The sequence below is a fragment of the Cellulomonas olei genome (genome assembly GCF_039548315.1).
Classification (GTDB): domain Bacteria; phylum Actinomycetota; class Actinomycetes; order Actinomycetales; family Cellulomonadaceae; genus Cellulomonas.
The window spans coordinates 19,172-38,389 of record NZ_JBCLVN010000047.1 but is presented as its reverse complement, the minus strand read 5'-3'; the positions used below and the strand labels follow the sequence as shown (position 1 = coordinate 38,389).

General features: G+C 76.7%; 17 protein-coding genes. 10 read left to right on the top strand and 7 right to left on the bottom strand.

All coding sequences use genetic code 11. The features are described from left to right. On the top strand, positions 1-1,994 hold a 1,994-nt coding region (locus AAHH18_RS14135), incomplete at its 5' end, for a glycoside hydrolase family 3 C-terminal domain-containing protein (RefSeq protein WP_343302051.1). 28 nt (positions 1,995-2,022) lie between these two features. On the opposite strand, the gene AAHH18_RS14130 is transcribed toward AAHH18_RS14135, so the two are convergent. Beyond that, positions 2,023-2,769 carry a TrmH family RNA methyltransferase gene (locus AAHH18_RS14130; protein ID WP_459349140.1) on the bottom strand — a complete coding sequence of 249 codons (747 nt, stop codon included), beginning with the start codon at positions 2,767-2,769 and terminating at the stop codon, positions 2,023-2,025. 63 nt (positions 2,770-2,832) lie between these two features. Between AAHH18_RS14130 and AAHH18_RS14125 the strand changes: the two genes are divergently transcribed. Next, entirely contained in the window at positions 2,833-3,660 is an 828-nt protein-coding gene (locus tag AAHH18_RS14125; RefSeq protein WP_343302050.1) for a hypothetical protein, read from the top strand. On the opposite strand, the gene purT is transcribed toward AAHH18_RS14125, so the two are convergent. Beyond that, a complete protein-coding gene (purT, locus tag AAHH18_RS14120) occupies positions 3,647-4,876 on the bottom strand; it encodes a formate-dependent phosphoribosylglycinamide formyltransferase (protein WP_343302049.1) in 1,230 nt (409 codons plus the stop codon). The two genes, AAHH18_RS14125 and purT, sit on opposite strands and share 14 nt — an antisense overlap. Positions 4,877-4,980: 104 nt before the next feature. Between purT and AAHH18_RS14115 the strand changes: the two genes are divergently transcribed. The 3 genes from AAHH18_RS14115 to AAHH18_RS14105 are packed head-to-tail and all read left to right on the top strand — an operon-like array spanning position 4,981 to position 7,359. Further along, entirely contained in the window at positions 4,981-5,736 is a 756-nt protein-coding gene (locus tag AAHH18_RS14115; RefSeq protein ID WP_283319276.1) for a VTT domain-containing protein, read from the top strand. Beyond that, positions 5,733-6,530 (top strand): HAD-IIA family hydrolase, encoded by a 798-nt coding sequence (locus AAHH18_RS14110; RefSeq protein ID WP_283319275.1) that lies wholly within the window; start codon positions 5,733-5,735, stop codon positions 6,528-6,530. Before AAHH18_RS14115 ends, AAHH18_RS14110 begins: the two co-directional genes overlap by 4 nt. Before the next feature lie 16 nt (positions 6,531-6,546). Beyond that, positions 6,547-7,359, top strand: coding sequence for a YwiC-like family protein (locus tag AAHH18_RS14105; protein WP_343302048.1), 813 nt, complete (start codon positions 6,547-6,549; stop codon positions 7,357-7,359). Between the two features lie 20 nt (positions 7,360-7,379). Here the strand turns inward: AAHH18_RS14105 and pyrE are convergent, their stop codons facing one another. Both pyrE and AAHH18_RS14095 read right to left on the bottom strand, forming a co-directional pair. Further along, a complete protein-coding gene (gene pyrE, locus AAHH18_RS14100) occupies positions 7,380-7,943 on the bottom strand; it encodes an orotate phosphoribosyltransferase (protein WP_283321963.1) in 564 nt (187 codons plus the stop codon). Positions 7,944-8,019: 76 nt separating this feature from the next. Continuing rightward, the gene (locus tag AAHH18_RS14095) at positions 8,020-8,787 is read right to left on the bottom strand and encodes an SDR family NAD(P)-dependent oxidoreductase (protein WP_343302047.1); all 768 of its coding nucleotides are present in this window, start codon (positions 8,785-8,787) and stop codon (positions 8,020-8,022) included. 94 nt (positions 8,788-8,881) lie between these two features. Between AAHH18_RS14095 and AAHH18_RS14090 the strand changes: the two genes are divergently transcribed. From AAHH18_RS14090 to AAHH18_RS14080, 3 genes are all read left to right on the top strand, one after another. After that, positions 8,882-9,679 carry an exodeoxyribonuclease III gene (locus AAHH18_RS14090; RefSeq protein WP_283319272.1) on the top strand — a complete coding sequence of 266 codons (798 nt, stop codon included), beginning with the start codon at positions 8,882-8,884 and terminating at the stop codon, positions 9,677-9,679. Between the two features lie 145 nt (positions 9,680-9,824). Further along, positions 9,825-10,595: a DUF4190 domain-containing protein gene (locus AAHH18_RS14085; protein WP_343302046.1), complete on the top strand. Its 771-nt coding sequence runs from the start codon at positions 9,825-9,827 to the stop codon at positions 10,593-10,595. Position 10,596: 1 nt separating this feature from the next. Beyond that, positions 10,597-11,247, top strand: a complete 651-nt coding sequence (locus tag AAHH18_RS14080) for a DUF4190 domain-containing protein (RefSeq protein ID WP_343302045.1) — start codon at positions 10,597-10,599, stop codon at positions 11,245-11,247. A 1-nt stretch (position 11,248) separates the two neighbouring features. Here the strand turns inward: AAHH18_RS14080 and AAHH18_RS14075 are convergent, their stop codons facing one another. Continuing rightward, positions 11,249-11,851, bottom strand: a complete 603-nt coding sequence (locus tag AAHH18_RS14075) for a TetR/AcrR family transcriptional regulator (RefSeq protein WP_283319269.1) — start codon at positions 11,849-11,851, stop codon at positions 11,249-11,251. Positions 11,852-12,021: 170 nt separating this feature from the next. Here AAHH18_RS14075 and AAHH18_RS14070 point away from each other — a divergent pair, with 170 nt between their 5' ends. Next, on the top strand, positions 12,022-14,304 hold the full coding sequence (locus AAHH18_RS14070; protein ID WP_343302044.1) for an aryl-beta-d-glycosidase: 2,283 nt from the start codon (positions 12,022-12,024) through the stop codon (positions 14,302-14,304). A gap of 116 nt (positions 14,305-14,420) precedes the next feature. After that, positions 14,421-15,512, top strand: a complete 1,092-nt coding sequence (locus tag AAHH18_RS14065; protein WP_343302043.1) for an FAD-dependent oxidoreductase — start codon at positions 14,421-14,423, stop codon at positions 15,510-15,512. A gap of 21 nt (positions 15,513-15,533) precedes the next feature. Here the strand turns inward: AAHH18_RS14065 and AAHH18_RS14060 are convergent, their stop codons facing one another. Both AAHH18_RS14060 and clpB read right to left on the bottom strand, forming a co-directional pair. Continuing rightward, on the bottom strand, positions 15,534-16,208 hold the full coding sequence (locus AAHH18_RS14060) for a DedA family protein (protein WP_343302042.1): 675 nt from the start codon (positions 16,206-16,208) through the stop codon (positions 15,534-15,536). A 97-nt stretch (positions 16,209-16,305) separates the two neighbouring features. Beyond that, positions 16,306-18,906: an ATP-dependent chaperone ClpB gene (clpB, locus tag AAHH18_RS14055; protein ID WP_343302041.1), complete on the bottom strand. Its 2,601-nt coding sequence runs from the start codon at positions 18,904-18,906 to the stop codon at positions 16,306-16,308. Positions 18,907-19,218: the final 312 nt, after the last annotated feature.

The window sequence follows — 19,218 nt, the reverse complement described above, 5'->3', positions numbered from 1 at the left end:
TCTCGGAGGACCCGCGGCTGGCCGGCGAGCTCGGCGTCGCGTACGTGCGCGGGGTGCAGTCCGAGGGCGTCGGCGCGTGCGTGAAGCACTTCGCGGCGAACAACCAGGAGACCGCCCGCACCCGGATCTCGGTGGAGGTGGACGAGCGGACGCTGCGGGAGATCTACCTGCCGGCGTTCGAGCGCGTCGTCACGCAGGCGACACCGTGGACGGTCATGGCCGCGTACAACCGGCTCGGCGGGGTGCCGCTGACCGAGCACCGCCGGCTGCTCACCACCGTGCTGCGCGAGGAGTGGGGCTTCGAGGGCGTCGTCGTGTCGGACTGGGACGCCGTGCGCGACCCCGTCGCCGTGGTGCGCGCCGGGCTGGACCTGCAGATGCCGGGCGCGGACCGCGCGGCGACCGTGCGCCGGCTCCTGGAGGCCGTGGCGTCCGGCGCGCTCGACCAGGAGGCGGTCGACACCGCCGCCGGCCGGGTGGCGGCGCTCGCCCGGCGCGCCCGGCCCGCGGCACGCCCCGCCTGGGCGGACGGCGGGCCGCCCGACGACGTGCCGCCGGGCGGACGGCTGGACGCCGCGCTGGTGGACCGGCACCACGCCCTCGCCCGGGAGGCCGCAGCCGGCGCGCTCACCCTGCTGCGCAACGACGGCGTGCTGCCGCTGGACCCGGCGCGCGGCACCGTCGCCGTCGTCGGCGCGTACGCCCGCTCCCCGCGGCTGCAGGGCGGCGGCTCCGCCGGCGTGGACCCGACGCGCGTGGACGCCCCACTCGACCTGCTGCGCGCCGCGTACGGGGACCGCCTACGCTACGCGGACGGCTACCGGCACGCGCCGCTGAACGCCTACCAGGACGTGCCGGGCGAGTTCCAGGGCGTCGGCGGGCCGGACGCGGAGCGGCCGCGGGCGGAGCGGGCGGCGCGGGAACGGGCCGCCCGCGACGGGGTCGCCGCCGGGACGTCCGGCGGCGCGGCGGAGGCGGGCGGGTCGGCTGCCGCCCGCGCGGCGGCCACCGGGACCGACCCCGCGGACCCGTCGACGTCCGCAGGCGTCGACGCCGACACCGAGCGCCTCGTGGACGAGGCCGTGGCGACCGCCCGCGGCGCCGACGTGGTGCTCGCGTTCGTCGGCCTGCCGCTGTCCCACGAGGTGGAGGCCGCCGACCGCCGCACCCTGGCCCTCCCGCCGGAGCAGGTGCTGCTGCTGGAGCGGCTCGCCGACCTCGGGGCGCCCGTGGTCGTCGTGCTGTCTGCAGGCTCCGCGGTGACCACCGACCCGTGGGACGACCGGGTCGCGGCCGTGCTGGACACCTGGCTCGCCGGGCAGGCGGGCGCGGGCGCGCTCGTCGACGTGCTGCTCGGGCGCGCGGACCCGGGCGGCCGCACCGCCGAGACCTTCCCGCTGGCGCTGGCCGACACCCCGGGGTTCGTCACGTTCCCCGGCGAGCGCGGGCGCGTCGTCTACGGCGAGGGCGTCTTCGTCGGCTACCGCTGGTACGACGCGCTGGGGCGGGACGTCCGCTACCCGTTCGGCCACGGCCTGTCGTACACGACGTTCGCGTACCACGACCTCGACGTCGAGGTGCTCGACGCCGCGGCTGGCCGGGTCGCCGTCTCGGTCACCGTGACCAACACCGGCCGGCGCGCGGGGCACGAGGTGGTGCAGCTCTACGTCGGGGACCCGGAGGCCGCCGTGCACCGGCCGGCGCGGGAGCTGCGCGGGTTCGCCAAGGTCACGCTCGACCCCGGCGCGTCGCAGCGCGTGCGCCTGGAGCTGGAGAGCCGCGACTTCGCGTGGTTCGACCAGGTCGCCGGGGCGTGGCGGCGCGAGGGCGGCCGGTTCGTCGTCGAGGTCGGCGCGTCGTCCCGGGACATCCGGGTCCGCACCGAGCTGGACCTGCCCGACGACCCGGACCTGCCGCCGCTGGTCCCGGACTCCGCGCTCGACGGGCCGCCGTCGAGCCGGTTCACGGCGGGGCACGCCGGCCCCGCCGCCTGACCGCCGGGGCGGGGGCGACGCAGCGCCCTCACCCCGGCGGCGGTCCCGCGTGCCGCACCGCCCACGCGTGCATCGCGATGGCGGCGGCGGCCCCGGCGTTCATCGACCGCGTGGACCCGTACTGGTCGATGTGCAGCACCGCCTCCGCGCCCGCGCGCGCCTGCGGCGACAGCCCCGCGGACTCCTGCCCGAACAGCAGCACGCACGCGCGCGGCAGCGGGTACCCGTCCAGCGGCACCGAGCCCGGCACGTTGTCCACCCCGAGCACCGGCAGCGCCGCCCCGTCGCGCCCGGCCGTCCGCGCCCAGGCGAGCAGGTGCTCGACGTCCGGGTGGTGGTGCACGTGCAGGTACCGGTCCGTCACCATCGCGCCGCGCCGGTTCCACCGCCGCCGGCCGACCACGTGCACCCCCGCGACGTTGAACGCGTTGGCCGTGCGCACCACCGACCCGATGTTGAGGTCGTGCGCCCAGTTCTCGATCGCCACGTGCAGCGGGTGCCGCCGGGTGTCGAGATCGGCGACGACCGCCTCGACGGTCCAGTAGCGGTAGCGGTCGACGACGTTGCGGCGGTCGCCGTGCGCGAGCAGCTCCGGGTCGTAGCGCGGGTCGGCGGGCCAGGCCGCGGGGCCGCCGGGCCACGGACCCACGCCGGGCAGGTCCGCGTCGTCGCGCCCCGGGTCGGCGCCGGTGCCGGGCCCCGGGTCGGCGCCGGGGCCGAGGTCGGCGGGGTCAGGGCCGGCGGGGTCGGGGTCGGCGGGCGGCTGCGCGGTCACCCGCCCATCCTGCCGCGGACGGCGTTTGACCAGGCCACCGGACCGCGAGGACGATCGGGCGCCGTGCACCTGGACACCGCCGTGACCGACGCCTGGCTGCGCACGGGCCGGCTGCCGAACCCGGACGCCGCCGGCGCGTGGCCGCTGCGCGTGGCGGCGGGCGACGACGAGCCCCCCGCGCCCGCCGAGGAGCCCGACGCGGGGCTGGCGCCGCAGGTCCGCGCGGCGCTCGAGGCCGTCCGCGGGGCGCTGCACCCGTTCCGCCCGGCGCGACCCACGCTGTGGGACACCGCGCTCCCCGGCTGGCGGGACGCGCTCGGGGCGGCCCGCCTCGCGCTGGTGGTCGGCTGGCCGGCGCCGTACGACGCCGGGGTCCGGCACGACCCGCGGGGGCGGCCGGTGATCGTGCTCGACCTCGTCCGGCTGCTCGCGGCCGCCGGGGAGCCCGGGGCCGTCCCCGACGCCGCGCAGGGGCTGCTCGACCACGAGCTCGCGCACGTCGTCCTCGCCGCGCGCGACCCGCTGCCTGCCGGTGCCCCGTACGCCGACCGCCTGGACCGGGTGGTGTGGGACGAGGGGCTCGCGCACCACCTGGGCACGGGCACGCACCCGCTGGTCGCGCCCGGTGCCGACGGGCGGGACGCGCGGCAGCGGCAGGCGCTCGCGGAGCTGGCGGAGGCGCGGCGCGCCACCGATGACGTCGCCCGGGCGGCGTGGCTGCGCCGGGCCGACGCCGCCGACGGGTTCTGGGAGAAGTACGCGTGCGTCGCCGGGATGCTGGCGTTCGGCGACGCGGAGGACGCGGGCGGCGCCGAGGGCGTGCGCGACCTGGTGGACGCCGGCTGGCGGGGCTTCGCCGACCGGGTGCTCGCGGGCCTCAGCCCAGCGTGACGGTCAGGGCCGCCGCGGCCGTGCGCGCCCGGTCGCGGGCCTCGGCCACGTCCGCGCCGCGGGCCACCGTGACCGCGACGCGCCGGCGTCCCGCGACCGACGGCTTGCCGAACAGCCGCACCTGCGCGGTGGGCACCGCGAGCGCCGCGTCGACGCCGGTGAACTCGGGGACCCCCGTGCCCTCGGCGAGCACCGCGCACGACGCCGACGGCCCGAGCGCCAGCACGTCGCCGGCCGGCAGCCCCAGCACCGCCCGGGCGTGCAGCGCGAACTCCGACAGGTCCTGGGACGCGAGCGTGACCAGCCCGGTGTCGTGCGGGCGGGGCGAGACCTCGGAGAACAGCACCCGGTCGCCGACCACGAACAGCTCGACGCCGAACAACCCCCAGCCGCCGAGCGCCTCCGTGACCGCGGCGGCGACCCGCTGCGCCTCCGCGAGCGTGCCGGGCGGCAGCGGCGCCGGCTGCCAGGACTCGCGGTAGTCGCCGTCCACCTGCACGTGCCCGACGGGCTCGCAGAACGTCGTGCCCCCGGCGTGCCGCACGGTCAGCAGCGTGATCTCGGAGTCGAACGCGACGAACCCCTCGACGATCACCCGCACCGCGGCGTCGTCGGCGGCGGTCGCCCGGCCCCCGGTCTGCGCGGCGCGCCACGCGGCCTCCACGTCCTCGGCCGTGCGCACCACGGACTGGCCCTTGCCGGAGGACGACATGACCGGCTTCACGACGCACGGCAGGCCGACCTCGTCGACCGCCGCGCGCAGGGCGTCCAGGTCGTCGACGAACCGGTAGGGCGACGTCGGCAGCCCCAGCTCCTCGGCGGCGAGCCGCCGGATCCCCTCGCGGTCCATCGTCAGCCGCGTCGCGCGCGCCGTGGGCACCACCCGGACGCCCGTCGCCTCCACGTCGGCGAGCACCTGCGTCGCGATCGCCTCGATCTCCGGCACCACGACGTGCGGGCGCTCGGCGTCCAGCACCGCCCGCAGCGCGTCCGGGTCGAGCATGTCGACCACGTGCGACCGGTGCGCGACCTGCATCGCCGGCGCGTGCGGGTAGCGGTCGACGGCCACCACCTCGACGCCGAGGCGCTGCAGCTCGATCGCGACCTCCTTGCCGAGCTCGCCGGCGCCCAGCAGCAGCGCGCGCGTCGCGCCGGGCGTCAGGGGCGTGCCGAGGGTCACGGGGGCGGCGGTCGCGGTCGCGTCGGGGGTCGTCACGGCCGCCATCCTCCCGCAGCCGCGCGGTCGCGCGCCGGGACCCGCACAGGAACTGCACACCGCACGCCCGCGGGTCCCGCACCGGCGGCCGTACGCTGGGGGCCATGCCTGTGTCGACCGCGCTCGCGGCCATGCTGCCCGCCCTCGGACCCCAGCCCGCCCTGCTGCCGGACTGGCTGGACGCCGAGAACCTGATCTCCTCGTTCGGGTCGTACGCGCTGGTCGGCATCGTCATCGTCGTGTTCATCGAGACGGGGCTGCTGTTCCCGTTCCTGCCGGGCGACTCCCTGCTGTTCACGGCGGGCATGCTCGTCGCGCACCAGGAGCTCGACTTCCCGCTGTGGCTGCTGTGCCTGCTGCTGTTCGGGGCGGCGTTCCTCGGCGACCAGCTCGCGTACTTCATCGGGCACAAGGCCGGCCCGCGGCTGTTCAGCCGGCCGGACTCGAAGATCTTCAAGCAGCAGTACATCGACCAGACGTACAAGTACTTCGACAAGTACGGCGGCCGGACCATCATCGTCGCCCGCTTCGTCCCGATCGTGCGCACGTACGCCCCGGTCGCCGCGGGCGTCGGGAAGATGAGCTACCGCCACTTCGTGTCGTTCAACGTCATCGGCGCGCTGCTGTGGGGCGTGGGCGTCACGCTGCTCGGCTACGTGCTCGGCAACGTCACGTTCGTCAAGGACAACATCGAGGTGCTGCTGGTCCTCATCGTGCTCGTCTCGGTGGTCCCCATCGGCATCGAGGTGCTGCGGGGCCGTCGGGAGGCCCGCCGCAACGCCGCCACCGGCGGCCGCGACCCCCGCTACGACGAGCCGGAGGAGCGCGCCGCCGTCGAGCGCAAGGTGTTCGAGCAGTGACCCGGCCCATCGTGTCCTGGCTGTCCGACATGGACGGCGTGCTGGTGCACGAGGGCGTGGCGCTGCCGGGTGCCGCGGACTTCGTGCGGGCGCTGCGCGACGGCGACCACCGGTTCCTGGTGCTGACGAACAACTCCATCTTCACGCCGCGGGACCTGCGGGCCCGGCTCGCCGCGTCCGGCATCGACCTGGCCGAGGAGTCGCTGTGGACGTCCGCGCTGGCGACGGCGCAGTTCCTCACCGACCAGGTGCCGGGCGGCTCGGCGTACGTCATCGGCGAGGCCGGCCTGACGACCGCCCTGTACGAGGCCGGCTACACGCTGACCTCCGCGGAGCCGGACTTCGTGGTGCTCGGCGAGACCCGCACCTACTCGTTCGAGGCGATCACCCGGGCGATCCGCCTGGTGCAGGGCGGCGCGCGGTTCATCGCGACGAACCCCGACGTCACCGGCCCGAGCGCGGAGGGCGACCTGCCCGCCACCGGCGCGGTCGCCGCCATGATCACCGCGGCCACGGGCCGGCAGCCGTACTTCGTGGGCAAGCCGAACCCGATGATGATCCGCTCCGCGCTCAACCGCATCGACGCCCACTCCGAGACCACCGCGATGATCGGCGACCGCATGGACACCGACGTCGTCGCGGGCATCGAGGCCGGGCTGCGGACGTTCCTGGTGCTCACCGGCTCCACCCGCGCGGAGGACGTCGGCCGCTACCCGTTCCGGCCGACGCGGGTGCTGGACTCGGTGGCGGACCTGGTCCCCCGGGTGCCCGAGTGGGCCGTCGCCGGCGTCTGAGCGCGCCCCCGGCCCGGTGACCGCGACCGACCGGCCCCGTGCCGCGCGCCGCCGCCGGGTGCCGCGGGCCTGGGTGCCGAACCAGCACGGCGCCTGGGCGATGGTCGTCGCCCCGCCCGTGGTCGGCGCCCTGCTCGCCGGTCCGCGCGGGCTGCACGCGCTGCTGCTGGCCGCGTGGCTCGCGGCGTACTGCGCGTACTTCGCGCTCACGCAGTGGCTGCGGTCGGGCCGCCGGCGCCGCTACCGGGACCCCGTGCTCGGGTACGGCGTCGCGACCGCGGTGCTGGGCCTCCCGCTCGTCGCCGCCCAGCCCGCGCTGCTGCGCTGGGCGCCCGCGTTCGCGCTGCTGCTGGGCGCGAGCCTGCGGTACGCGGCGCGACGGGCCGACCGGTCGTACGGGAACGACCTCGTGACGATCACGGCGGCCGCGCTCATGACGGTGGTCGCGGCCGGCCTCCTGGACCGGCCGGAGGGCTGGTGGCCGCCCGGGGCGGACGACCCGCGCGCGCGGACGGCGGCCGGCCTGCTCGCGGCGTACCTGGTCGGCACCGTGCCGTACGTGAAGTCGATGATCCGGGAGCGCGGTCGGCCGGCGACCGCCCGCCTGTCCGCCGGGTACCACGCGGCCCTGCTCGCGGGCGCGGTCGTGCTGGCGGCGGCCGGCCGCCCGGCCGGCGTCGCCGGGGTCGCGCTCGTGGTCGTCGCCGCCGGGCTGCTCGCCCGCGCCGTGCTGCTGCCCCGGCGCGGGCGCGTGCGGCCCGCGGTGGTCGGCGCCGGCGAGGTGGTCGCGACGCTCGCGGTGACGGCCGTGACGCTCGCCGCGGTCTGACCCGCCCGGGCGCCGGGCGCTCAGGCCAGGCCGAGGTCCGCCAGGTCGAACAGGTAGTGGTACGGCACCCCGAGCGCCTCGATCTTCTCGCGCGCGCCGGTCGCGCGGTCGACGATCACCGCGACCCCGCGGACGTCCGCGCCGGCCTCCCGGGCGGCCTCCACCGCGGCGATCGGCGAGGCGCCCGTCGTCGAGGTGTCCTCGAGCACGACCACCGGGCGGCCCGCGATGTCCGGCCCCTCGATGCGGCGCTGCATGCCGTGCGCCTTGGCCTCCTTGCGGACGACGAACGCGTCGAGGTCCTGCCCCCGCGACGCCGCCGCGTGCAGCAGGGCCGTCGCGACGGGGTCGGCGCCGAGCGTCAGGCCGCCGACCGCCTCGACGTCCGCCGTGCCCAGCCCGACCTCCTCCAGCCGGTCGAGCAGCACGTGGCCGACCAGCGGGGCCGCCCGGTGGTGCAGCGTCACGCGCCGCAGGTCGACGTAGTAGTCGGCCTGCCGCCCGGAGGACAGCGTGACCGTGCCGCGCACGACCGCGAGCTCGACGATCAGGTCGCGCAGCTGCTCGCGCGGGGTCGGGGACATCGGGGAGTTCGTCACGCCCGCCAGGGTACCGAGGCGGCCGGGGCGGACCGGCGGGCCGTCCGCGGGTCGTCCCGGTTCAGTCGCGGTCCGGCCGGACGTCGCCCAGGCGGCGCACCACCGAGCGCGGCATGGCCCGCAGCAGGCCCGACGCCACCTGGTAGCGCAGGCTCGGCGTCGAGATGACCGCGCCGCGCCGCACGTCCGCGAGCGCGGTCGCGACCACCCGGTCGGCGGACAGCCACGCGATCTCCGGGTACGACTCCGCCGCGCGCAGCCCGGCGCGGTCGTGGAACTCGGTGTGCGTCAGGCCCGGGCACAGCGCCGTGGCCGTGACGCCCGTGCCCTCGAGCTCGACGGCCAGGCCCTCCGTGAAGGTGCGCACCCAGGCCTTCGCCGCCGCGTACGTGCCGCCGGCGGTGAGCGCCGCCACCGACGCGACGTTGAGGATCGCGCCGCGGCCGCGCTCCGTCATCGCCCCCGCGGCGGCGTGGGACAGGACGAGCACGGCGCGCACCATGAGGTCGAGCGCCGCCTCCTCGCGCGCCAGGTCGCCGCCGACGAACCGCTGCCCGATCCCCCGGCCCGCGTTGTTCACGAGCAGCCCGACGGGCCGCTCGGTCGCCCGCAGCCGCTCCGCCACGCGCTCGACGTCCGCGCGGTCCGTGAGGTCGGCCGTCAGCACCTCGGCGTGGACCCCCGCGGCCGCGCGCAGCTGCGACGCGAGCCGCTCCAGCCGCTCGGTGTCCCGGGCCACCAGGACCACGTCGTGCCGGGCGGTGGCGAGCTGCCACGCGAACTCGAGTCCCAGTCCGGCGCTCGCGCCGGTGATGAGTGCGGTTCCCATGCCGCCACCCTACGGAGCGCGCCGCGCGGTTGTCTCCGGCTGCCGCGGCCGGCCGGGTGACGGGGTGTCGGCGGCGGCCGGTAGCGTGCGGGACATGCGCCTCGCCACCTGGAACGTCAACTCCGTCCGGACCCGCGTCGACCGCGTCGTCGCGTTCCTGGAGCGCACCGGCACCGACGTGCTGGCGATGCAGGAGACGAAGTGCAAGGACGAGCAGTTCCCCCGCGAGGCGTTCGAGGCCGCCGGGTACGAGGTCGTGACGAGCGGGTTCAGCCAGTGGAACGGGGTCGCGATCGCGTCGCGCGTCGGCATCACGGACGTCGAGCACGCGTTCGCCGGCCAGCCCGGCTGGGGCGAGGACCCGGTCACGGAGGCCCGCGCCCTCGGGGCGAGCTGCGGCGGCGTGCGCGTGTGGAGCCTCTACGTGCCGAACGGGCGCGAGGTGGGCGACCCGCACTTCGACTACAAGCTGCGCTGGCTCGCCGCCCTGCAGCAGGAGGCCGGGCGCTGGATCGAGGAGGACCCCGCGCTGCCGCTGGCGCTGGTCGGCGACTGGAACGTCGCCCCGCTCGACACCGACGTGTGGGACATCTCGCTGTTCGCCGGGCGGACGCACGTCACGCCCGCCGAGCGGGACGCCTTCGCAGCGTTCGCCGCCGCCGGCTACACCGAGGTCTCCCGCGAGCACCTGCCCGCGGAGCACACCTACACCTACTGGGACTACCAGCAGCTCCGGTTCCCGCGGAACGAGGGCATGCGCATCGACTTCACCTGGGCGTCCCCCGCGCTCGCGGTGCGCGTGACCGGCGCGAGCATCGAGCGCGTGGAGCGCAAGGGCAAGGCCCCGTCCGACCACGTCCCCGTGGTGCTGGACATCGCCGACGCGGCGTGACGGCGGCCCCGGCGCCGGCCGGCCGGGGACGAGCGGCCGCCCCGGCGCCGGTACGACGGGGGCGCCTGGGGCGATCCGGCGACCGTGCGGGTGGAGGTGCCCGGAGCGGACCCGGCACGGCGCGCGTCTCCGCTAGGTTCTGCGCATGACGACGCCCGACCCCGGCACCCCCGCGCCCGGCTACGAGCCTCCCGCCACGCCCTCGACGCCCCCGACGCCCGAGGCGACGGGGTGGACGCCCGCCTCGCCGTACGGCGCACCCGAGGCGCCGCCGGTCGCGGGCGGCTGGACGCCCGGGCCGCAGGACGCCGGCCCCGCAGCCGGGGACCCGTACGCGGTCGGGGGCTCCGGCGCCGACCCGTACGCCACCGCCCCGCCGTCCGCGGGCGACCCGTACCCGGGAGGCTCGTACCCCGGCGGCTCGTACCCGGGAGCGCCGCAGACGGGTGACCCGTACGCGGGCACCCCGTACGCGGGCGCCCAGTACGCGGGCGCCCCGTACGGCGGCTCGCCGTCCCCGGCCGCGAGCGCCCCCTACACGGCCACCCCCTACGCCGCCGCTCCGTACGCCCAGGGCCCGTACGCCCAGGCCCCGTACCCCGCGGGGCCGTACGCCGCCGGGCCGTACGGCCAGCCGTCCTGGGTCACCCCCGCCCCCGCGACGGACGGGCTGGCGATCGCCGCGCTCATCCTCAGCTGCGCGGGGTTCCTCGTCGGGCTGACGGCCCCGGTGGGCCTCGGCATGGGCATCGCCGCGCTGCGCCGCACCCGCCGCACGGGCGCGCAGGGCCGCGGGCTGGCGATCGCCGCGATCGTCGTGGGAGCCGTCATCACGGCGTTCCTGCTCGCGTGGGTGGTGCTCATGGTGTTCGCGTTCTCGCAGTTCGCCGTCGACCCGTACGGCTCCGGCTACTGACGTGGCGGACCCGTACGCCTACCCCGAGCCGTACTACGCGCCCCGCTGGGGTCCGCCGCCGGCGGCCACGGACGGGGTCTCGGTGGCGGCGCTCGTCACCGGGGTGCTGGGGGTGGGGCCGGCGGCGCTGGTGCTCGGGGTGCTCGGGCTGCGGCGCACGCGCGGTGGGGCGCGCCGCGGGCGGGGCCTCGCGGTCGCGGGCACCGCGCTCGGGGCCGTCGGCACGCTCGCGTGGGCGGCGCTCCTGGCGCTCGGCGTCGGCACCGCCCTGGCCACCCGGCCGCTGCCCGCGGACGTCGCGGAGCCGGTGGACGCGCGGGCGGTGCAGCTCGTGACCGGCAGCTGCCTCGCGGAGCTGCCGGCGGACGGCCCGGTGGACCGCGTCCGCGTGGTGCCGTGCGCGGACGTGCACGCGGCGCAGGTCGTCACGGAGTACGACTTCGGCCGGGACGCGTCGTGGCCCGGCCGGGACGCTGCCGCGGCTCGGGTGTCGGCGGCGTGCGAGCTGACCGCGGCGGAGGAGTCGGCGGGCTACCGGATGGTCGCCTGGTCCCCGAGCGCGTCGTCGTGGGCGCGCGGCGACCGCACGGGGCTGTGCGTGCTCGTCCCGCCCTCCCCGGAGGCGGGCTCGGCGCTGGACGCCTCCCGGTAGGTCAGAGCGGCCGGACGAGCTGGGCGCTCACGTGGGCGCGGACGACGGCCACCATGTCCGTGGCGCCGTCGTCCAGCAGCCACTGCACCTGCAGCCCGTCCATGAGCGCCACGAGGTGCCGCGCCGCCGTGCCGGGCTCCACGCCGTCCCGGAGCGCGCCGGCCTCGCGCGCCCGCTCGTAGGCCGACCGGACCGCGGCCAGCGCGCGGCGGTACCGGTCCTGGAAGTAGTCGTGCGCGGGGTGGTCCGCCGACGTCGCCTCCGCGGAGAGCACCGCGTACAGCTCGACGATCGGGCGGCGCCCGGTGTTGCGCTCCACGAGCTCGACCAGGCGCCGCAGGCCGGAGACCGGGTCGTCGTCGTCCCCGCCGGCCACCCAGACGCTGTCGACCTCGTCGCGGTGCTCGAGCACGGCGAGGAGGAGCGCCTCCTTCGTCGGGAAGTGGTGCAGCAGCCCGGGGTGGGAGATGCCGCAGCGCCCGGCGATCTCGCGCAGGGAGGCGCCGCGGTAGCCGACCTCCCCGAACAGGGTCACCGCCCGGTCGATGATCTCCCGCCGCTTGGCGCGGCCCTTGGCGTAGCCGCGCTCCACGTCGACCGCCATCTGCCGCTCCCCCGCGTCCCGCTGGGTCCCGCCGCTGGGCCCGTCCTGGGGTCAGGGTCTCACAGGCGGCCCCGGCGCGGCCCCCCTCGACCGCAGCAATACCTACCGCGCGGTCGGGATAGCCGTTAGGCTCGGCCGGGTCCGACCGACCCCGCACGAGGAGGTGCCGCGTGTCCGACGCGCCCGCGCTGTTCGACATCGACCGTGTCCTGTCCGAGCTCACCCTCGAGGAGAAGGCCGCCCTGACATCGGGCTCCGACTTCTGGCACACCGAGGGCGTCCCGCGCCTGGGCGTCCCGCCGGTGATGGTCACCGACGGGCCGCACGGCCTGCGCAAGCAGGCGGAGAGCGCCGACCACCTCGGGCTGGGCAGCTCCGTGCCCGCGACGTGCTTCCCGCCGGCCACCGCCCTGGCCTCGACGTGGGACGTGGACCTGATCGGGCGCGTCGGCCGGGCGCTGGGCGTCGAGACCCGTGCGAACGCCGTCGGCGTGCTGCTGGGCCCCGGGGTCAACATCAAGCGGTCGCCGCTGTGCGGGCGGAACTTCGAGTACTTCTCGGAGGACCCGGTGCTCGCCGGCGACCTGGCGGCGGCGCTCGTCGAGGGCATCCAGTCGCAGGGCGTCGGCACGTCGCTCAAGCACTTCGCGGCGAACAACCAGGAGTCCGACCGCATGCGCGTGTCGGCCGACGTGGACGAGCGCACGCTGCGGGAGATCTATCTGCCGGCGTTCGAGCGCGTGGTCACGCGCACGCAGCCCTGGACCGTCATGTGCTCGTACAACCGGGTCAACGGCACGTACGCCTCGCAGGACCCGTGGCTGCTGACCGACCTGCTGCGCGGCGAGTGGGGCTTCGAGGGCCTCGTGGTGTCGGACTGGGGCGCCGTCGTCGACCGGGTCGCGGCGGTCGCCGCCGGGCTCGACCTGGAGATGCCGGCGACCGGCGGCCGGACCGACGCGCTGGTCGTGGAGGCCGTGCGGGACGGCCGGCTGGACGAGGCGGTGCTCGACGTCGCGGTCCGCCGGGTGCTCACGATGGTCGCCCGCGCGCAGGCCGCGCTGGCCGACCCCGGGACCGTCGACGTCGACGCGCACCACGCGCTGGCCCGCGAGGCGGCGGCCGACGGCTCCGTGCTGCTGAAGAACGACCCCGTCGACGGCACCCCCGTGCTGCCGCTGTCCCGCGAGGACGCCGCGGCGGCCGTCGTCATCGGGGAGTTCGCCCGCACGCCGCGCTACCAGGGCGCCGGCTCGTCGCAGGTGAACCCGACGCGGCTCGACGACGCCCTGACCGCGCTGCGCGCCGCCGTCGGCACCCGGCTGCCGTTCGCGCCCGGGTTCGCGGTGGCCGGCGTGCCGGGCTCGCAGGACGCGGACGACGCGGCGCTGCTGGCGGAGGCCGTCGAGGCGGCGCGGGGCGCCGGGACGGTGCTGCTGTTCCTCGGGCTGCCCGCCCCGGACGAGTCGGAGGGCTACGACCGCACGCACCTGGGGCTCCCCGCCGACCAGCTCGCCGTGCTGCGCGCCGTCGCCGCGGTCAACCCCCGCGTCGTCGTGGTGCTCGCGAACGGCTCCGCGGTGACCGTGGAGTGGCAGGACGACGCCGCCGCCGTGCTGGAGACGTGGCTCGGCGGCCAGGCCGGCGGCTCGGCCGTCGCGGACCTGCTGCTGGGCGTCCGGAACCCGTCCGGTCGGCTCGCGGAGACCGTCCCGCACCGCCTCGAGGACACCCCGGCCTTCGGCAGCTTCCCGGGCGAGGCCGGCCACGTCCGCTACGGCGAGGGCGTCCTGGTGGGGTACCGCTGGTACGACACCCGCCTGCTGGACGTCGCGTACCCGTTCGGCCACGGCCTGTCGTACACGACGTTCGCGTACTCCGGCGTCCGCGCCGAGGTCAGCGGCGAGGGCGCGGCCTCGTCCGTCGAGGTGACCGTGACGGTGACGAACACCGGCGCGGTCGCGGGCGCGGAGACCGTCCAGGTGTACGTGGGCGACCCCGACGCCGCGGTCGTCCGGCCGACCCGGGAGCTCAAGGCGTTCGCCAAGGTCGCGCTGGAGCCCGGCGAGTCCCGCACGGTCGCCGTGACGCTCGGCGCGCGCGACCTGTCGTACTGGCACCCCGGCCTGCGGCGCTGGGTGGTCGGCGGCGGCCGCACGGTCGTCGAGGTCGGCGCCTCCTCGCGGGACGTCCGCGGCACGGCGGAGGTGGCCGTGACCGGTGAGCCGCTGTGGAGCGAGGTCACCGCTGACTCCACGGTGAACGAGTGGCTCGCCCACCCGGTCGGCGCACGCCTGCTGGGGCCGGAGCTCACGTCCGCGACCGCCGACCTCGACCCGGGGATGCTCGCGATGATCGGCGACATGCCGGTGCGCGTGGTCGTCGGGTTCGGCATGGCGGGCTTCGACCTGGCGCGGCTCGACGCCCTGGTCGCGGAGGCGCGCGCGGCCTGACGCCGGCCGTGGCAGGCAGGGCCGTGGGTCCCGGTCGGCACACCGGGGCGGGTGGCACGCTGGTGCCCGGCGGCGCGGCGCGCGCCGCCACGAACGGGCGAGACGGAGGCAGGGACATGGCAGCACCACGGGTCGTCGTGGTCGGGGGCGGGTACGGCGGGGCGCGGGTCGCCTCGCTCCTGGACGACGTGGCGGACGTCGTGCTGGTGGAGCCCAAGGACGCGTTCGTGCACGCCTCCGCGGCGCTGCGGGCGGCGGTCGACCCGGTCTGGGAGTCGCGGGTGTTCTTCGGCTACGACCGGCTGCTCGAGCGCGGGCACGTCGTGCAGCAGCGCGTCGAGCGCGCCACGTCCAGCGGGGTGCAGCTCGGGGACGGCACGAGCCTCGACGCCGACTACCTGGTGCTCGCCACGGGCACCTCGTACCCGTTCCCCGCGAAGTTCATCGAGTCGGACACCGGCGTCGCGCGGGCGCGCCTCGCCCGGATGCGCGACGGCCTCGCGCGGGCCGAGCGCGTGCTCGTGGTGGGCGCCGGCGCGGTCGGGCTCGAGCTGGTGGGCGAGCTGCTCGACGCCTACCCGCACCTGGCGGTCACGGTCGTGGACCAGGCCGACGACGCGCTGACCTCCGAGGACTACCTGCCGGAGCTGCGCGCCGCCGTCCGGGACCAGCTCGACGGCCGGGTGCAGTTCCTGTTCGGGTCCCGCCTCGGGTACCTGCCGCCGGTGGACGTCGGGGTGCACGAGCCGTTCGTCGTCGACACCGAGGCCGGCGAGCGCGTCGAGGCGCAGATGTGGTTCCGGTGCTACGGCAACCTGCCCGCGAGCGACTACCTGGCGGGCGACCTGGCCGGCGTCCGCAACGGGCTCGGCGAGGTGCGGGTGGACGACACCCTCGCGCTGACGGGGTTCCCGACGGTGTTCGCGGTCGGCGACATCACCGACGTGCGCGAGTCGAAGCGGGCCTCCGCGGCGCGCGACCACGCCGCGGTGGTCGCGGCGAACATCCGGGCGCTCGTCGAGGGCGGCACGCCCTCGGCGGCCTACACCCCGGCGCCCGAGCGGATCGTGCTCCCGCTGGGCCGCACCGGGGGCGCCTCGCAGGTCGTCGACGAGGCCGGCGCGCACCGCGTCCTCGGGGCGGAGGAGACGAGCCGCATCAAGGGCGCCGACCTGTACTCGTCCGCCATGGCGGAGCTGTTCGGCTGACGGCGGGGACGCCGCGCGGGGTCAGCCCCGCGCGGCGAGCCGGCGGCGGCGCAGCCGCGTCCACACGAACCGCACGACGACGACCACGATCGCCGCGTACACGGCGTAGTTGATGTAGTCGGAGTAGTGGCCGACGTCCTCCCACTGCTCGCCGAGCACGTAGCCCGAGACCACCAGCGCCGAGTTCCACACGGCGCTGCCGAGCGCGGTGTAGACGAGGAACCGGACCTGCGGCATCCGCTCCAGGCCGGCCGGGACGGACACCAGCGACCGGACGACCGGGACGCAGCGCCCGACGAGCACCGCCGCGCCGCCGTGCCGGACGAACCACGACTCGGCGCGGTCGAGGTCCTCGACCTCCATGAGCGGGATCCGCTCCAGCCACCGGCGCAGCCGCTCCCGGCCGAGCCAGACACCGAGGCCGTACAGCACCCAGGCGCCGGCGACCGCGCCGACCGTGGCGCCCACCACCGCCCAGCCGACGTGCATGTCGCCCTGGCTGGCCACGTAGCCGGCCACCGGCAGCACGACCTCGGACGGGATCGGCGGGAACAGGTTCTCCAGCGCCACCAGCAGGCCGACGCCGGCGGGACCGAGCGCCTCGACGACGCTCACCACCCAGCCGGCCAGCCCGGTCAGCTCGGGCGAGGACGCGGGCGCGGCGGCGCGGGCGGCCAGGGCGAGAGCGGTGTCCATGGCCCCCGATGGTCGCACGGCCCGACGTCACGGGCCCGCCGGGGCGCGGCGGCGCGGGCGGCGTGCACAGGTCGTGCACACCACCCGCACACAGCCGTCAGGCCCGCGTGAGGACCAGCCCGGTGGCGCCGTCCGGCGCGCGCGTCACGCGCACCGTGTCGCCGTCGTGCACCTCGCCCGCGAGCAGCAGCCGCGCGAGCTTGTCGCCGATCTCGCGCTGCACCAGCCGGCGCAGCGGCCGGGCGCCGTACGCGGGGTCGAAGCCCTCGATCGCCAGCCACTCGCGCGCCGCCGGGTCGACGTCGAGCGTGAGCCGCCGGTCCCGCAGCCGCGCCGCGAGCGACGCGACCTGCAGGTCGACGATCCGCCCGATCTCCTCGAGCGACAGCGGGTCGAACAGGACGATGTCGTCGAGCCGGTTGAGGAACTCCGGCTTGAACGCGGCGCGCACGGCCTCCATCACGCCCGCCCGCCGCTGCTCGGGGTCGAGCAGCGGGTCGACGAGGTGCTGCGAGCCGAGGTTCGACGTCAGCACCAGGATGACGTTCCGGAAGTCGACCGTGCGGCCCTGGCCGTCCGTCAGGCGGCCGTCGTCGAGCACCTGCAGCAGGATGTCGAAGACCTCGGGGTGCGCCTTCTCGACCTCGTCCAGCAGCAGCACCGAGTACGGGCGCCGGCGGACGGCCTCCGTGAGCTGACCGCCCTCCTCGTAGCCGACGTACCCCGGGGGCGCCCCGATGAGGCGCGCGACGGAGTGCCGCTCGGCGTACTCGGACATGTCGATCCGGACCATGGCGCGCTCGTCGTCGAACAGGAAGTCCGCGAGCGCCTTGGCGAGCTCGGTCTTCCCGACGCCCGTCGGGCCGAGGAACAGGAACGACCCGGTGGGCCGGTCGGGGTCGGCGATGCCCGCGCGCGACCGGCGGACGGCGTCGGAGACGGCCGCGACCGCGGCGCGCTGCCCGATGAGGCGCTCGCCGATGACCTCCTCCATGCGCAGGAGCTTGGCGGTCTCGCCCTCCAGCAGGCGGCCGGCGGGGATGCCGGTCCACGCGGCGACGACCTCGGCGATCTCGTCCGGGCCGACCTTGTCCGCGATCATCGGCGCCTCGACGCTGCCGGTCTCCTCGGCGCGCTCCCGCTCCTCGGCGGCGGCGATCTCCTGCTCCACGGCCGGGATCTCGCCGTACTGGAGCCGGGCCGCGCCCGCGAGGTCGCCCTCGCGCAGCAGGCGGTCCGCGGTGGAGCGCAGCTCGTCGAGGCGGGCCTTGAGGTCGCCGACCAGGTTGTGCCCGGCCTTCTCCTTCTCCCAGCGAGCGGTCAGCCCCGCGAGCTCCTCGCGGCGGTCCGCCAGGTCGGCGCGCAGCTTCTCGAGCCGCTCGCGCGAGGCCGGGTCGTCCGCCTCGGACAGCACGACCTCCTCCATCTCCAGCCGGGTCACGGCGCGCTGGAGCTCGTCGATCTCGACCGGGGAGGAGTCGAGCTCCATCCGCAGGCGGGACGCGGCCTCGTCCACCAGGTCGATCGCCTTGTCCGGGAGCTGCCGGCCGGTGATGTAGCGGTCGGACAGCGCGGCGGCGGCCACCAGGGCGGCGTCGGAGATCGTCACCTTGTGGTGCGCCTCGTAGCGCTCCTTGAGGCCGCGCAGGATCGCGACGGTGTCCTCCACGGACGGCTCGCCGACGAAGACCTGCTGGAACCGGCGCTCCAGGGCGGGGTCCTTCTCGATGCGCTCGCGGTACTCGTCCAGCGTCGTGGCGCCGACGAGGCGGAGCTCCCCGCGGGCCAGCATCGGCTTGAGCATGTTGCCCGCGTCCATCGCGCCCTCGCCGCCGGCGCCCGCGCCGACGACGGTGTGCAGCTCGTCGATGAACGTGACGACCTCGCCCTCGGACGAGGTGATCTCCTCCAGCACGGCCTTGAGGCGCTCCTCGAACTCGCCGCGGTACTTGGCGCCGGCGACCATCGCGGCGAGGTCCAGCGACACGAGGCGCTTGCCGCGCAGGGACTCCGGCACGTCGCCCGCGACGATGCGCTGGGCGAGGCCCTCCACCACGGCGGTCTTGCCGACGCCCGGCTCGCCGATGAGGACGGGGTTGTTCTTGGTGCGGCGGGACAGCACCTGGATGACGCGACGGATCTCGGCGTCGCGGCCGATGACCGGGTCGAGCCTCCCGTCGCGGGCGCGCTGCGTGAGGTCGACGCCGTACTGCTCGAGCGCCTTGTAGGTGCCCTCGGGGTTCGGGCTCGTGACGCGCGCGGACCCGCGGACGGACGGCAGCGCGGCGGCCAGCGCGTCGCGGGAGGCGCCCTGCGCGCGCAGGGCGTCGGCCACGCCGGACTGCCCGGCGGCCAGGCCGAGCAGCAGGTGCTCGGTGGAGACGTAGTCGTCCCCGAGCGTGCGCGCCTCCGCCGAGGCGGCCTCGATCGCGGTGGCCGTGGCGCGGGAGGCCGTCGGCTGCGCGACGGACGAGCCGCTCGCGGCGGGCAGGCCGACGAGGATGGCGCGCACGGCGCGGCCGAGCGCCTGGCGGTCGGCACCGACCGCGTCGAGCAGGCCGTTCGCGACGCCGCCCTCCTGGGCGAGCAGCGCGTTCAGCAGGTGGGCCGGCTCGAGCTGCGGGTTCCCCGCGGCGGCCGCCTGCTGGATGGCGTCGCCGATGGCCTCCTGCGACTTGGTGGTGAGCTTCGCGTCCATCGTTCCCCTCCGTGCGTGGCGTCCGGACGTCCCGGTCGGGCCGCCGCGTGCCTCCGGTGCAACCCGGTCGAAGTTGAGCCTATTCCGCTCAACTCTGCGCGTCGAGCGGTCGGGGCGCCGGTGCGGGGCGGTGCGGCACCGCGCGCCCGGGCACCGCCCGGTCGTGACTGCCGTCACGCCGTGTCATGACACTGACAGCCGTCATGACGTGTTGTGACGATGTTCACGTCCCGGCCGCCCGGGGGTCGCGGCCGGGCGGCGCCCGCCCCTCGTGCGTGACCAGCGCCTCCGCGAGCCGTCCGGAACATCCTC

Excerpts from the sequence above, each read along its gene's own strand:
- AAHH18_RS14095 (WP_343302047.1), bottom strand. The coding sequence starts at position 8,787 with ATGGGAACCGCACTCATCACCGGCGCGAGCGCCGGACTGGGACTCGAG.
- clpB (WP_343302041.1), bottom strand. The coding sequence starts at position 18,906 with ATGGACGCGAAGCTCACCACCAAGTCGCAGGAGGCCATCGGCGACGCC.
- pyrE (WP_283321963.1), bottom strand. The coding sequence starts at position 7,943 with ATGTCCCCGACCCCGCGCGAGCAGCTGCGCGACCTGATCGTCGAGCTC.
- AAHH18_RS14075 (WP_283319269.1), bottom strand. The coding sequence starts at position 11,851 with ATGGCGGTCGACGTGGAGCGCGGCTACGCCAAGGGCCGCGCCAAGCGG.
- AAHH18_RS14115 (WP_283319276.1), top strand. The coding sequence starts at position 4,981 with ATGCCTGTGTCGACCGCGCTCGCGGCCATGCTGCCCGCCCTCGGACCC.
- AAHH18_RS14090 (WP_283319272.1), top strand. The coding sequence starts at position 8,882 with ATGCGCCTCGCCACCTGGAACGTCAACTCCGTCCGGACCCGCGTCGAC.
- AAHH18_RS14085 (WP_343302046.1), top strand. The coding sequence starts at position 9,825 with ATGACGACGCCCGACCCCGGCACCCCCGCGCCCGGCTACGAGCCTCCC.
- AAHH18_RS14060 (WP_343302042.1), bottom strand. The coding sequence starts at position 16,208 with ATGGACACCGCTCTCGCCCTGGCCGCCCGCGCCGCCGCGCCCGCGTCC.
- AAHH18_RS14065 (WP_343302043.1), top strand. The coding sequence starts at position 14,421 with ATGGCAGCACCACGGGTCGTCGTGGTCGGGGGCGGGTACGGCGGGGCG.